This window comes from Kibdelosporangium philippinense, assembly GCF_021390435.2.
Taxonomy (GTDB): domain Bacteria; phylum Actinomycetota; class Actinomycetes; order Mycobacteriales; family Pseudonocardiaceae; genus Kibdelosporangium; species Kibdelosporangium philippinense.
Map to the genome: position 1 here is coordinate 520,859 of NZ_JAJVCN010000004.1, position 13,469 is coordinate 534,327.

12 protein-coding genes, 1 tRNA gene and 1 pseudogene are annotated in these 13,469 nt (G+C 62.4%); 3 read left to right on the plus strand and 11 right to left on the minus strand.

Annotation, left to right across the window (positions count from 1 at the left end):
• Nucleotides 1–221 precede the first annotated feature (221 nt).
• Nucleotides 222–1,610, minus strand: a complete 1,389-nt coding sequence (locus tag LWC34_RS45290) for an IS1380 family transposase (protein WP_233722400.1) — start codon at nt 1,608–1,610, stop codon at nt 222–224.
• Between the two features lie 877 nt (nt 1,611–2,487).
• On the opposite strand from LWC34_RS45290, the gene LWC34_RS45295 reads away from it, so the two are divergent.
• Complete coding sequence (locus LWC34_RS45295) at nt 2,488–2,667, plus strand: hypothetical protein (protein WP_233731469.1); 180 nt, start codon at nt 2,488–2,490, stop codon at nt 2,665–2,667.
• Between the two features lie 530 nt (nt 2,668–3,197).
• Here the strand turns inward: LWC34_RS45295 and LWC34_RS45300 are convergent.
• Nucleotides 3,198–3,650, minus strand: a complete 453-nt coding sequence (locus LWC34_RS45300) for a hypothetical protein (protein WP_233731470.1) — start codon at nt 3,648–3,650, stop codon at nt 3,198–3,200.
• Entirely contained in the window at nt 3,628–4,521 is an 894-nt protein-coding gene (locus tag LWC34_RS45305) for a hypothetical protein (RefSeq protein WP_233731471.1), read from the minus strand. Before LWC34_RS45305 ends, LWC34_RS45300 begins: the two co-directional genes overlap by 23 nt.
• A gap of 121 nt (nt 4,522–4,642) precedes the next feature.
• Here LWC34_RS45305 and LWC34_RS45310 point away from each other — a divergent pair, with 121 nt between their 5' ends.
• Nucleotides 4,643–5,053: a hypothetical protein gene (locus LWC34_RS45310; RefSeq protein ID WP_233731472.1), complete on the plus strand. Its 411-nt coding sequence runs from the start codon at nt 4,643–4,645 to the stop codon at nt 5,051–5,053.
• 443 nt (nt 5,054–5,496) lie between these two features.
• Here the strand turns inward: LWC34_RS45310 and LWC34_RS45315 are convergent, their stop codons facing one another.
• The 6 genes from LWC34_RS45315 to LWC34_RS45340 all read right to left on the minus strand — a co-directional run bounded on the left by LWC34_RS45315 (nt 5,497) and on the right by LWC34_RS45340 (nt 11,090).
• Nucleotides 5,497–6,972 carry a hypothetical protein gene (locus LWC34_RS45315; protein ID WP_233731473.1) on the minus strand — a complete coding sequence of 492 codons (1,476 nt, stop codon included), beginning with the start codon at nt 6,970–6,972 and terminating at the stop codon, nt 5,497–5,499.
• Between the two features lie 165 nt (nt 6,973–7,137).
• Nucleotides 7,138–7,668 (minus strand): RNA polymerase sigma factor ShbA, encoded by a 531-nt coding sequence (gene shbA / locus LWC34_RS45320; RefSeq protein ID WP_233734071.1) that lies wholly within the window; start codon nt 7,666–7,668, stop codon nt 7,138–7,140.
• Between the two features lie 632 nt (nt 7,669–8,300).
• Nucleotides 8,301–8,897, minus strand: coding sequence for an RNA polymerase sigma factor (locus LWC34_RS58405; RefSeq protein ID WP_233731474.1), 597 nt, complete (start codon nt 8,895–8,897; stop codon nt 8,301–8,303).
• Nucleotides 8,894–9,157 (minus strand): hypothetical protein, encoded by a 264-nt coding sequence (locus LWC34_RS45330; protein WP_233731475.1) that lies wholly within the window; start codon nt 9,155–9,157, stop codon nt 8,894–8,896. Before LWC34_RS45330 ends, LWC34_RS58405 begins: the two co-directional genes overlap by 4 nt.
• A gap of 314 nt (nt 9,158–9,471) precedes the next feature.
• Entirely contained in the window at nt 9,472–10,008 is a 537-nt protein-coding gene (locus LWC34_RS45335; protein ID WP_233731476.1) for a hypothetical protein, read from the minus strand.
• A 728-nt stretch (nt 10,009–10,736) separates the two neighbouring features.
• Complete coding sequence (locus LWC34_RS45340; RefSeq protein WP_233731477.1) at nt 10,737–11,090, minus strand: hypothetical protein; 354 nt, start codon at nt 11,088–11,090, stop codon at nt 10,737–10,739.
• Nucleotides 11,091–11,541: 451 nt separating this feature from the next.
• Between LWC34_RS45340 and LWC34_RS45345 the strand changes: the two genes are divergently transcribed.
• Nucleotides 11,542–11,655: transfer RNA gene (locus LWC34_RS45345), tRNA-OTHER, on the plus strand.
• A 147-nt stretch (nt 11,656–11,802) separates the two neighbouring features.
• Here the strand turns inward: LWC34_RS45345 and LWC34_RS45350 are convergent.
• Nucleotides 11,803–12,507: pseudogene (locus tag LWC34_RS45350) on the minus strand (tyrosine-type recombinase/integrase); the annotation flags it as partial.
• A gap of 12 nt (nt 12,508–12,519) precedes the next feature.
• Nucleotides 12,520–13,113, minus strand: coding sequence for an N-terminal phage integrase SAM-like domain-containing protein (locus LWC34_RS45355; RefSeq protein WP_233731478.1), 594 nt, complete (start codon nt 13,111–13,113; stop codon nt 12,520–12,522).
• Nucleotides 13,114–13,469 lie beyond the last annotated feature (356 nt).

The following is a 13,469-nucleotide window of genomic DNA, read 5'->3' on the forward strand; positions in this document are numbered from 1 at the left end:
TGTCACAGCCTCGCATTGGTACGGCGTACAGCATAGTGGTTCAGTTGACCACGGCAGCTAAGCCTGAATCCACCGATAGACCTTGTGTTGATCTTCCGGGGTGTTCTGGTCATGTGTGGATCTTGGGTTTTGGTGGTGGGCATGGTGAAACGGCTGGCTTGTCCAGCGTGTCCACGGGAGGTCTCCGGTCGGGCCCTGGCGGGCGGGTGGTGAAGAAAAGGTCAGGCGGCGGGTGGGCTGGCGGCGGTGTGCAGGGTGGTGAAAGCCTCGGCCCAGGGCCAGTGCTCGGGTAGGTGCAGGACCGGGCGGCCTTGAGGGCGGGCAAGGCGGGCTGGGACGCAGACGAGGTGTTTGCGCAGTGTCGCGCCGCGGGCTTTGGCGTGGAAGGTGCTGGTGAGGCTGCCTGCGGCGCGCAGCAGGTTGTGGGCGAGGGCGGTGCAGACGACCCACGCGGCGTTGGCGTCGAACTGCCCCGATGGCAGATGCGCCAGCGGGCCGTCGATGAGGTCGGCGAAGGTCGTTTCGACGATCGCGTGCTGCCGGTGGGCGAGATCAGCGTCTACTGTGGATAGTTCGGTGTTGGTGAAGAACGCGTGGTAACGCCAGATCGGGAACAGGGCGTTCTCGGAGTTCTTGTCCTTCACCCGGCGTACCACCAGCCGGGCGGTGATGACGTGGCGGGTTCCGGCGAAGGCGGTATAGCCGGTCTCGGCGACCTCGGCGTCAGAGATCAGCTCGCCGGTATCGGGATCTTCCACCGAACCCGGGTAGCGCACCGCGACCCACGCGTCCTCGGCGATCGCCGTGATGGCGGCCTGGATTGACGGGTTGGTCGCCACGGTGATCGAGAACATCGCCCCGGCGCGGCGTGCGGCACTGACCACTGTGCCGGCGTAGTAGGCGGAATCGCCGCGGACCAGGATCCGTCCCGCGCGTGCCCCGGCGGCTTTCGCAGTGTTCAGGGCTTGGGTCAGTAACCTCGCCGCGCCCCGCGCGGAACCGGCGTTGCCTGCCCGCAGACGGATCGCGGCGACGAGGGGTGCGGCCAGCCGGGTGGAGATCGTGACCACCAGCGGCGAGAGCCCTCGCAGCAACAATTGGTAGCCACCGACTTTGGCCGGCCCGAACCGCGCACCTCGTTTCTGGGTGCCGTACACGCGGCGCAGCAGCGAGTCGATGTCCACAAAGGTCATCTGATCCGCCCCGGCCAGCACCGGGGTCTTCGCCGCCAGCGACACCAGCATCGCGCGCAGCACCGCGGCCAGTTGCAGCGCATGGCCGTGGGTGAACGAGCGCAGAAACGATCCCAGCGTCGAGGGCGCGTACACCCCGGTGAACAGACGTTTCATCCCGCCGTGGCGGATCACGTCCAGGTCATCGATACAGTCCGCGCCCGCGAGCATCCCCGCGACGATCGAGGCGACCTTGCCTGCCGGGCTGGCCCCAGTCGACGGGATCGGAGCGTTCGTGATCTCTACCTTCTGCGCTACCAGTTCCGACATGCCCGCCCGCTCGGCCAGCGCCATCACCGGCACGATCCCGGCGCAGGACACGAGATTCTCCTCATCGAACCGCACCGCCGCCCGCGACCACCTGTGCGATAATTTCACTGAAAGTGCCTTCCATCCCCGGGTGATAATCGAGCCTCAGTAACTCGTATTATCGCAGGTCAGAAGGCACTTTCACTTGTAACACGCCGCCCCGAACACCCACTCATCAGTGGATTCAGGCTAAGACCGAACGGTCAGGGCGGTGGACCTGGACCAAACGGCACACTTGGTGGCTCGTCAAGTGTGTTGGGGTAGCGGGAGCCAAATGGGAGGATTGAATGTGTCGCGAGTGGCCTGAACTGCGCTGAAGTGCTTGGAACAGAACCGGTTTGACGTCGACTCCTCTGTTCTCGCCGGGATACTCCTTTGTGGACCTGTCGGGGGCAAGGGCTCGCAGGTTCGGGCGCTCTCCCTAATTGGGAGCACGATGTGGGAGCAGGTTGGGAGCAATCCGCTGCGTTGGACTGTCCCCAACTGCGTTCAACGGCTGTCAACGGACCTGTCTTGACATGCAGAAGTCGCGTTCTTGCAGGTTGGGCCTTTGGGCGTTGTACGTTTTTTTGACACGGTAGGGGTCACTGGTTCAATCCCAGTATCGCCCACCCGATAAGTGCAGTTCAGAGGCCTTGTTGACGTTCGTCGTCGGCAAGGCCTGTGGCTTTTGACCGTTGATTGACCGTGATTCTCGCCTCAGGCTGTGGCGTGTCGAGCCTGGCGTGGTGGTCAGTCGGTTCTGAGATGTCGGTGGTTACGGACACGTTCGAAGGCCTCGAGAGCGTGTTCGTCTGATGCGGCGAGAGTGTGCAGGTATCGCTCCGTGGCGCGCAGGCTGGAGTGTCGGACGCCGCGGTTCGCTGGCGCTGTGGTGGGTGCTGGCGGTCGTCTATCTTGCTGCTGGCGTCCTGGATGTCTGGATCGCGGTCAGCATGCTGGTGTGGTGGCCTCTACCCGTGGTCGTAGTGGAAGCGATCGCAGCGGCTGGATGTACTGGGGTAGCAATGAACTGGGGGCGTCGGCCTTCAACATTGCCGTCGGCTGGGCGCACGTGCGCGGTTCGTCGAATGTGGTGTTCGCCATTGACGCCGCCGAAGAAGCGCTCAATGCTCTTATCAGGTGATTCTGCATTGTCACGTCCTACGCTCGTCCCCACGGCGTCTTATCTTCGCCGATTGAGTATTGTCCAATAGGATCACCCGAGCAGGGCAGCCAAGGTAGGAAGTGTCCATGGAGGTTGGAGAGGACTGGGCATACAGGGCCAAGCAACGCGACCGGGTCACCCAAGTGAAGGTGCTGCGAATCGGCACCAACCGACCACCTCGCGTTTTCGTCAAGTTCGTGGCCGACGAGTTCGAAGGGCGGGAGGAATGGGTGCCCCCGGCTCGGCTAAAGACCTTGTGGAGCGAAGTCGACGACTGGCTGGCGAACGAGGCTCGCTGGACTGCCCTTCACGACGCCTCGTGGCGTGATAGCGACGATGCAGAACTTCTCGCGGCGGAGCTCATCATTGACGGCCGCTCGTCTCTCGGCTGTGTCAGCATCGGAGGGACCAGCGACAACGGCATTCTGTACATCCAAGATGTCGATGCGCTCTCTGAGAGACTCGGCCTGGACGGCACTGAGCTGACTAGTGACCCGTTGTGTATTCGCTCAGACGACGGCACCTGGGCCTGTCCCTTCTCCGTGATGCTCACCGTCGCCAAGCGAGCCGCGCAGGTACTCACTGACGAGATCCTTGCCGAGATAGAAAAGGAAGAAAGAAGGGCTCAGCAGCGGGCCATCCATGGGGAATACCAACCCAGTCGCCGCGGGGACGGGTACTACTTCAGGCCAGAGGTTTGCGCTGAAGTCGACGTCCGCTACGTCCCGGCATGGCGGCTGATGCGAGAGTGGTGCGGGCAGGACGCTGTCGAGCGGCACACAGAACTGATCGCTCTTCGCGACGAAGTCTTCCGGCTGGGCAAGCTGGTCGAACAGGCCGTCACTGCCTTGGCCAAGCACGACAAAGCGACTGCACGGGACCTGGAGAAGGAACTCGGCGTTCCCATTGAGACATTGCGCGCAGCCAGCGTCGCGAAGATCAGTAACCACTGTTCGGCCCATATGGGCTCCAGCGGCCGAGGTACGGCTTCAAGTCTTGAGGCCGCGGCTCTAGCATCTCTGGCTGGAACGTCGTGCGGTGCAAGGGATCGATGCGATCAGCATAGGCACGCGCCCATTCGATCCACATTGTGGCGTCAGTGTTATCTGACTGCGCTGCCTCCAGCACATCGCAGTATGCTCGGATTTTGGCTGCGTGCTCCCACGAGCTGACTTGTTTGGTGAGTTCTTGGATCCGGATGTCCTCAGCAAAGCGAAATCGGGCAGTCGCCATCGCGGCTTCCCAGTCCCTCTGACGGCGCGCTTCCGCATCGAGTTTGGCGATGCGGCGCTCCTCGTCGAGTTGGGCGCGCCCTTCCAGCTCGGCTATGACGTCCGGCAGCTTGTCGTCAAGCGTCCACCTGGCACGATCTGCCCAACGCCGGCGACGGCCGTTGTAGCTCCAGTCATGCGCAAGCTCTACCACCAGGCGACCGGTTCCGACCTCGCGTTCGGACGGCTGGACTCGTTGCCACACATACGTTTTCTTCTGGGTGAGTTCTTCCGCGGTCGGATACTGCTCAACGACCTCGAACTCCTCGGAGATCTGCAGGCTATAGCGAGATTTGTCGATGACCATGGTGACGCCATGACTGTCGTCCTCGATCTCCGCCGAGTGACCGCGCTGCTCCCAGTCAGTCAACAGTGTGTGGAGGATGCGAAGCGCCCCTTTTTTCTCATGGGGCTCAGTCCCGTCCACGATTTCACCTAAAGAAGTGGTAAGGATTTGCCACACGGTGGAGGCGGCGACCTTGATGCCGAGAACGAGGAGTTCGTCGTGGATCCGGCGGTAGCCCCAGTTCGGGTTCTCCTTCGCGAGGAGCCAGAGCCACATCTGACGAACAAAACCACGAGGTGAAGCGGTGGGTGCAAGCCTTGGGCGTCACTTCACCTGATCAGGCGGTTCCGGGCGTCTCCACAAGCGGAGTCGTCCTGTGCGGTCGAGCATGGCCGTCATGATCACCAAGTTCGCACGGATCCTCGTAGTCGCCTGCGCGGCACTGGGTCTGTTCGCCACGCCTGCCGTCGCGCTGGCCGCCACCGCGCCGATGGCCAAGCCGACAACGCTCACGTTGGACGCCGGCGACACACAGGTCAAGCTGAAGAAGGGCAACAAGCTCTCGGTCAAGGGCAAGCTCGGCACTCAAGGCGAGTCGCGCGAGCTGACGCTCGGCCTGGACGTCTTCGCGCAGATCAAGATCGGCGCGTCGGGTTGGGCGGACCTGACTTCCAAGTCCTGCCAACCGAACTCGACGTTCAACCTGAAGCTGACCGTTGAGGTCTCCGCGGACCTGCGGCTGTACTTCCCCGGCACGCACCTGTACGCCTCGGCCACATCGAACGTCGTTGGCGTCGTCGTCATCTAGCGACAGAACGGGCGAGCAGTACCCAGGCTCAACCGGAATATGAGGTAAGTGTATCGAATTCCGCTGAAGTGCAGGGGACGGCACCTGGTTGACGTCGAGTTTCTGTGTTCGCGCTCGTCAATGTCCTTTGTGGATCACTCTTGGGTCAAGGGGCGCGTTCGGGCGTCCTCCGAGGTTGGGAGCAAAGCCTTGGGAGCAGATTGGGAGCAATCCGATGCGTTGGATTGCTCCCGACTGCGATGAACGGCTGTCAACGACCTGTCATGACATGCAGAAGTCGGGTTTTCGCAGGTCAGAGCTCTTGACATCGTACGTTGACACGGTAGAGGTCACCGTTTTGATCCGAGCGCCGCTGGTCTGGCCCCAACCACCGCGCTCGATGGACCCGTCGTCAACAACGATCCCCATCTAGAGGTCTCTTGATCGCGATCTATGGGTGAGTGTTAGATCGCTCCTGGCAGTGTGAATAGGAGCCGGTCCAATTGGGGCACGGTGTCCTGGAGGAGTTTTTTGAGGTGTGTGTACCGCTGGCGCAGCACGTTCAGGTCGGCGGCCTGTGGCAACGGCAGCGGTCGCTGTGATGACGGCAACGCCTCTGCCAAGGTAGTTAGCCGATCACGTGCGACGACGCGCGCCGCTTCGAGCTCTGGCGGCGTAAGCTTTCCCAGCTCTTCGTCGAAGCGGTTCCAGCGCGTAGCGGCCACTGCCGCGTATGCGGCCCAACCGTTCTCGCCTGGTGCGTTGTCTGTCAGGGCCGCGACGATCCGCCAGGTGAGTGTGATGTCCGGTTCCAACATCTGTGTTCGAGCGGCTGCGGCCGTTGAGAGCAGTCGCTGAAATGTTGCTTGTTGCCATCGTTCGATTCGGTCGCGTCCGCGGGCGTGCCATACGTCTACGGCGGCGACAAACCCTGCCATGGGAACGAGATCGCGCACTCCCGGACCATCGCATCGCCCGCACAACCGTTGCGGCTTCTCAAGCATCAACAACCACCACGGCATGTGATCGGCCTCCAGTACATGGCGGGATCGCACTGACCTGCATCCTGGGGAGTGGAGGCGTTCACCGCTGGTGTCGCCAACGGCTAGGCGGAGCCAGCCGAATGACGGAGCCATGGACCGCTCGTGTTCATCAACCCAGTCTGGTAGGGCAGGGACTGGTGGCAACAGCAACTCGCCGCCCGAAACGGCGATGTTCTCGTGAATCGCGTCGACGAAGGCGATGTCGGCCTCGCCGAGCAACCTGTCAGGTTGTGGGATGTCACCGGATGCGTGACCGTGCCGGTCCATCGCCGCGACACGAGCTTGTTCGAGAAGTTCAGCCGACCTCATGAAGGTGGCCGCGACGGTGTCGGCTGACCCGATGCGCCGATGTGGGTTCGTGGCGAGGATGTCTCGGAGCACCAATACTGGGAGATCCACTAGCAGTGGCGTCAACTTGTCGGGAGTCGCATAGATGCCAAGCCCACGCGCCTTGATGTATTCCTTACCCAGAGCGGCCCGCTCGTCGGCATCTGTTTCTGCATAAACATGTTCCTCGTCGTACTCCTCCGGCAACGCACGCTCAGGATTCACAACCAAGCGATCGGCTTGCTGCCGTTCGATGTCGTCCCACCATTCCCGCTGTTTGGCGGCGCGTGCCGCTAGATCAGCGTCGATGGACGCAGCACGATCGGCCCACTCGTCCCAGGGGCAGACTATGTCGCGGGTGGCGACCTGGACTTGCTCGTTCCGTTTGACCGGTCGCGCGCCCCACGCGTTCTTTGGAGGCTTCTTGCCCGGGTCCACCACTCGCACAGTCGCCTTACCGCGGCCGTCAACGGAGACAATACGAACCCGGGCTGCGAGGGGAGCGGCGTTGTACGACTTGTAAGTCTGGAATGCATACTCGTTCCCGACGAGGAGGTCAGCCTGCTTCACGACGACCAGCCTCGCATGGGACGGTGAAAATTCAGGGCCAATCGACAACGACGCGCACATGGCCTGCGACTCAACGGTAACCAGAGCAACGAATGCGCTTGATCAGTCGTGAAGAGGCCACAAAATCGAAAACGAGGGCAGGCCAGTTGGAACGCACCTGAGGTGTCATCGGTTGGTGGTGTTTAGGTTCGTGGTTTTGCGGAGCCGGGCCAGGGCGCGGTGCTGGGCTACTCGTACTGCGCCAGGTGTGGACCCCACAGCCTCAGCGGTTTCCTCGGCGCTCAGGCCGATGACGATGCGCAGGATGAGGATGTCGCGCTGTCGAGGCGTCAAGCCACTGAGCATCTGGTCGATGTTGGCGGTGGTTTGGTCGCGCTCGGCGTCGGACATTGGTGCGGATTCACGCTGATCGCGCCCTCTGACGCGTTGTGCGTCGGCTACTTTGTGTGCGGTGATTCCATAGACGAACGCGAGGAACGGCCGTCCCTGGCTTCGATAGCGTGGCAGCGCTGTCAGTACAGCGAGGCAGGCCTCTTGGGCCACGTCGTCGGCACGTGCAAGGGACTGTTCGGCTCTACCGATTCGGACACGGCAGTACTGCACCACCAAGGGCCGGATGGTGGTGAGTAGCCGGCCTACGGCTTCGGGATCTCCGGCGACGGCGGGGCTGACCAATGCTTCTAGATAGTTGAGCAGGTTGGTTGGTTCTGGGGATGGCGTGGGGGTCTTGGCAGGAGGCGGTGACTCGATCGGACTCTGTTGCGGGGCACTGTCGATGTGTGTAGGTGTCGCTGGCAGGTGGTGGGTCTGTGCTTGTGAGGTGCCCGGCGATGGTCGTTCCAGCACCAGTAGGCCTGCGACTGTTGCTGCGGCGTTGCGGATGGTGGCCGCTGCGGCGGCGTCAGCGTCGCGGGTCATCAGGTCGAGGTGGGCTTCGACGGTGTCGAGTCGCTGAGCGAGGTCCTGGGCGCGCTGGATGCTGAGGTCCCGATCCGCGTGCGAGTCGGCCTGGTGGAATGCCAGGACTGTCCCGGTGGTGATGCTTGTGATTTCCGGGTCGTTGGCCGCGTTGATCAGGGTGTTGACGGTGTTGAGCATGACGTGCGCGTCGGTGGCGTTGTGCCGGGCGGCGATGGTGAAGAACTCGTGGGCGCGGGCGAGGTCGCCAGCGGCGAGGTGGTGTTCGCCGATCGTCATGGCATCGCGGCCAAGAATCCACGCGTCCAAGCGTGCTTGGCGGGCGGCGGTCTGCTCAGGAGTCCGGGTGACCGCCCGGTTCTCGATGGCGTCCAGGTCGAGCCGCGGCGGGCTGCCTGCGGTGGGGTCGGTCATTGTGGGACCTCCCTGTTCGGGCGCGACATCTGCTCAGCGTGCGGTGCTGGCGGACTTGTCAGGTGGTGCTGGAGTCGGGTCAGTGCGGTGTCGCGGGCTTTTTGCAGGCCCCGCACACTGATGCCGAGTTGTTGAGCGGCGCGGGATTGTGTGAGGCCTTCGACGTCTACGGCGACCACGATCTGGCGTTGCCGGTCGGTGAGCAGCCGCGGTAGAAGGTGGATGAGCCGGTCGTGGTCGATGCGGCCCATCACCGCGAGGATCTCGTGTTCGGAGTTCGGGTCTGCGGCGGTGAGCATCAGTTCGTCGTCGATCGTCCCGGCGCTGATCGTGGTGTGTGCCTTGGCGTTGCGGTGGTTGATCACGTCGAATTTGGCTGCTTGCTTGAGGATCGCGGCCGCCTGGTTGCGGGTCACTTCGCCTCTGTCTCGCCAGTATCGGGTGAGGTCGGCGGCGGCTTCCTGCATGAAGTCCTCGACCAGGTGGTATTCGCCGGGGAGCAGACGCCGTACGTAGGCGTAGAACTCGGCCCAGACGTCCCGGAGGACCGCGACGCGGCGGTCCTCGCTGTCGGTGGTCGGCGGGAGCCTCACGCGGTTGAGCCCGGCGAACGCGGTGGGATGGTGATTGACCAGCCGGAGCCGTCGTTTTCGGAGACGATGACTTCGGCGCCGGTGCCGGTCTGGCCCAATACGTGCGCCAAATTGACCATGGTGTGGCTGCGGACGCGGGCTCGCGCGGTGCGAGATTGTTGGTCGACCAGTTCTCCGGCGAGATGGCCGAAACCGGTGCGGCGCACGAGGGCCAGGTCCCACTGGGGCTCGTCGCGGTGGTGGTTGTGCTGGAGCGGCATGACTGTGTCCTTTGCCGGGGAGGTTTCCGTGCCGGCCGGGGCGCCGACACTAGGCAACTCCGGTGGGCACGGCAACATACGAACTTCCAGCATCAAGATCTTTCCGCATGTGTCCGGCATAAGCGGGATCGATGCTCGCCGTTCGGAAGCATCCGGCCAACTGCGGTCAGGATCGCCCGGTGCGGCCGTGACAGGCGACGCTGCGGGGTGTTCCGTCGCAGGGTAGTGATCTGATGTCAAGAGCCGGTAGGCCATGCGAACAGACACGACCGCCGATCATCGGCTGTCGCGATCGCCGAGGTTAAACCGGATGGTCACACTTTCGACCAGGGAAGGTACGTGGAGTCGGGATCGCCGAACTCCAGGCTGTTTTCGTCAAGGCCATTGGAGATCGTCACTTGTCCGTCAGAGAATGCGAAACTGACGGCCACCATGCCGTTAGCCAGGTTCTGGCCGGTGTATTCGAGCAACTTGACCTCCTGGAGTTGTTGGCCTTGCAGAGTGGCCAACTGCGCTTGCGCATCGTGTCGCCAGGCGAGCTGAAACACGAAGTCGTCGTAGTGGCCCCAGTCGCCGTAGGTCCAGGCCTGCTGTCCCATGGGGTCGATGGTGTTCCAGGTGATGGACAGGTCGTCGAACTTCTGATGGTTGATCTCGACCTGCTCGTGGTCGAAGTCCAGTAGGACTGGGGCGTCGGCGAACCACTCGTCGGCGTCGAGGTCCCAGAGTAGCCAGGCGTATCGCAGGTGGCGGCCGACCAGGGACTGAAGCCGCAGGTCATGCGCGACGGCAATGGCTGGCAAGCCGTTGAGCCACCGAGGCCGGTAGCCCTGGATATCGAAGTGGGACACCCGAGGATTGTCCGTGACTCGATGCACTCCGGCATCGGGTTTTCGAGGTCATGCCGTTCGATTTTCCGGATTGGGAATCGCGGCGTGGGTAGTGCTCGGGTTGTTCTCAATTGGGCGGTGCGAAGCCGGATGGGACTCGGTCCCGGGTCTCGATGATGTGGCCGTTGCAGTATGCCTGTCGGCGGTGGCCGGGTGGAGACGATTGTCGGCGAACGTCTGCGGCAATTGGGAAACGGGACGTTGGACGCGTCGGCGATCGGGCTGTGCTCGCCATGGGAACGGTTCCCAATGGGCGTCCAGTTGCAGGTCCGAGCGGGTAGGACCATCCGATGTAGACGGATCATTCTGTGCATGCGTGGTTTCTTAACTCACGAATTCGCAGTGACACCGCGTGCGCCCTTCACGTTGAGGTGATCTCGATGAGGTTCCGGTCAGTGGCGTCGTCGGTGCGGTACGGTCTGGATAGGCAGGGAGCTTGGCATCGGATCTGAGCCACCACCGGACTCTTCGAGGCATGGAGCGTTGGAAAGCGCCTGCGCCACCGCCTGTTTGCTTCCACTGTTCGTCGATGAGTGTCCTTGTGCTGGACCTTTCGACTGAAAGGCGTCTTCGTGACTATCTACTCTCAACATCCGAACCGGGGGAAGATCCAGATCCTGGCTACCTACCGTGGATGTGCTGGGGTCGTGTCGTCGACTGTTACGAGTGTTGATGACGCAGCGCTCGCTTCACCGATCGTCGACGCGCTCAACCAGATCTCCGCATATGCCACGGCACCCGTCAGCGTGCACGACACCCGCGACGGGCAATTTGGCCATTACCCGGCGGGGCATCTTGCCGCGCTGACTGATCGGGGTGCCCGAGCTGATCTGCTCGACGGCGCACACAGCTTGTGGTACGAGCACGTCAAGGCACGCCTTCACCTCGCACTGTCCGATTTGGACGAGGCACTCATTGTCGTGCCCGCACCCGTCCAGACAGCGATCACGGCAGAGTTGGAAGCCGAAGCCGCTGGACTGCGTGACGCCGTAGCCGAGTACTCGGAGGGAATCGATCCGCCTGCGACGGAAGACCGTCGCCATTGCGAGTTCGACGCGCCGTTCGTGATATTCACCAATCAGTATGGATTGCGCGGTGAGGTTCGTGACCTGTTGAACACCGTGGAGCGGGATATCTCCAGTGAGCGGCTCAGCGACGGGATCGCAGATCTACGGTTGCTTCTTGACGCCTATATACGTTGTGAGAACGACGAAGCGCGGTTGAGTGTTGAAGACTTCAGCATCGCGGACGACCGCTTTGAGGCCGGGCCAGACGGACTGTTCCTCAGCGTGGAGGCACCGATGCCCAACAGCGCGTACGGTCGTAATGACTGGCGCGTCGAGGTAATCCGATGGGTCCCGGACGATCCAGAGGACGAGGAGAGCAACGCCACGGGGAAACCCATCCTTCGTTGCGTCCGATCGGAATCACCCACCGCCGCCGAGATCGCGGAACTGCTGAACCGCAGCGGTCGATACGAACAGCTTGACGAGTGGATAGAAACACCAGTCGGTGGGGTACTTGATGGCACGGCCTTCGTCGTGACTGAGCGCTGGAGCGACTGACGGCTGGGGGTCAAGGGGTCGCAGGTTCAAATCCTGTCGTCCCGACGGTCGCAAGAAAGCCCTCTGACTTGGTTGAACCACCAGGTCAGAGGGCTTTTTCGCGTGTTGGTTTCGATCTTGCTTGATCGTCTTGTGAGGTGGGTCTTGATCGGACATGGGGTGGTTGTGGGGCAGTGTGCCCCATTTGTGATCAAGGGGTGCTGGGTTCACGGGGTGCGTTTGTGCTGGTCAGCGCCGATGTTCTTAGATAGTGGGCCGCTGGCTGCTTGACGGTGCTTGTGGGGTTCGGTGGGCAGGTGAGGTGTCGGCGGATGAGTCCTTTACGAGGCGTGACGGGTTGAGGTGTGGGGTTGCTGGCGATGGTGTGACGGGCGTCGAGCCAGGCGGTTTTTAGGGCGGTTTGGATGCGGGCTTCGACTTCGTCGGCGACGTGGCTGTAGACCTCGACGACGCGTTTATCCATGCGGTGGCCGAGGCGGCGGGCTTGGGCGATTTCGGGGATGCTGGCGGCGATGAGCCAGGTTTTGTGGCTGTGGCGTAGTTCGTGGAAGGTCAGCCCGGGCCGAATGGGGTGCAGGCGTGTTATGGGGTGTGGTTGGTCGAGGTTGCCGTCGAAGGCTGGGTTGAAGGTGCGGCTGCGCCATGTGTGGCGCCAGAGGAAACCGCCGCAGTCGCTGGGGAACACGACAGGTGAGTTGTGGGTGGTGAGATGGTGCTTGAGTAGTACGGCGAGGAATGCGGGAAGTGTGACGGTCCGGGCGCTGGCTGGAGTCTTGGGTGAGCCGAGCCATTGGCGGTGGGCGGTTTCTTTAAGTGCTCCGGTGTCGGGGTCGATGACGATGGTGCGGTCGTCGGGGTGGGTGTTGTGGCGTTGCAGGGCGGCGAGTTCGCCCCATCGGCATCCGGTCTAGGCTGCGGTGATGATCAGTAGGGCGCTGGCGCGGTTGTGGAGTCGTTCGGCTTGTTGAGCGCCGCGGAGGACTTCTTCGGGTGTGGCCCAGAGCATTTCCCGGTGGATGCGGAACGCGCGTCTGCCGCGGTTGTGATGCCGGTGAACGGGGTTGGCAGCGAGTAGTTCGTCCTCCACGGCGTCGCCGAGGATGCGGCTGAACAGGCTGACGATGCCTTCCACAGTGGAGTGTTCGTATCCGGCGGTGTGCAAGTCCGTCGACCATTGCTTGATGTCGCTGGACTGGAGTTCTCCGAGCGGGGTTCTGCCGAAGCGCGGGATGATGTGTTTGTCAATGAGGTACTGGTAGTTGTCCAGGGTGACCTCGTCGACGTCGAGTGTGGTCCACCAGCGCGGCAGCCATTCGTTCACGGTGATGCGACCGCGAGTGTGGTCGTGGAACGTGCGGCGTCGCCGGTCGACGTCGACCTCGTGCGCTCGGTCGTACGCGGCTTTCTGGTTGGTGAACCCGCATTCGGACGCGACAGAGCCATCCTGGCGACGGTAGCGGACGCGCCAATGCTGACCACTGGTGTGCTCTACCCATGACATGTGCAGCTCCTTGTCTGTGAATGGATTCGCGGACGTGGTGTTTGTTGTGCGCGTTTTGAATCCGCAATTGTCCGTAAGCAATGTCGGCCGACCTTGCACTGAAGCCGTGCGCCAGTGGCAATTATCTGGTCAGAGCACTGGTCCAGCTGGCGAGGATCGCTCGTGCGGAACCCGATCAACTCCGAGAAAGTCGCTCAGTGCGACTGCAAGCAATCGTTCGACCTTGCATTCACCCTATTGGGTGATGTTTACGAGGGAGTGTCGCAGGCGTACGGCATGTCGGTGCGGGCTCGCAGTAGTTGATCAAGGCGTGGACGATTCGGAACAGAGGAATGTCGGTGCCCGAATGTAACGTG

Bases quoted from the DNA above. Each gene is read 5' to 3' on its own strand.
- LWC34_RS45300 (WP_233731470.1), bottom strand. From the start codon at position 3,650: ATGGGCCGAACAGTGGTTACTGATCTTCGCGACGCTGGCTGCGCGCAA.
- LWC34_RS45305 (WP_233731471.1), bottom strand. From the start codon at position 4,521: ATGTGGCTCTGGCTCCTCGCGAAGGAGAACCCGAACTGGGGCTACCGC.
- LWC34_RS45310 (WP_233731472.1), top strand. From the start codon at position 4,643: ATGATCACCAAGTTCGCACGGATCCTCGTAGTCGCCTGCGCGGCACTG.
- LWC34_RS45330 (WP_233731475.1), bottom strand. From the start codon at position 9,157: ATGCCGCTCCAGCACAACCACCACCGCGACGAGCCCCAGTGGGACCTG.
- LWC34_RS45340 (WP_233731477.1), bottom strand. From the start codon at position 11,090: ATGGCGACGGTCTTCCGTCGCAGGCGGATCGATTCCCTCCGAGTACTC.
- LWC34_RS45355 (WP_233731478.1), bottom strand. From the start codon at position 13,113: ATGTCATGGGTAGAGCACACCAGTGGTCAGCATTGGCGCGTCCGCTAC.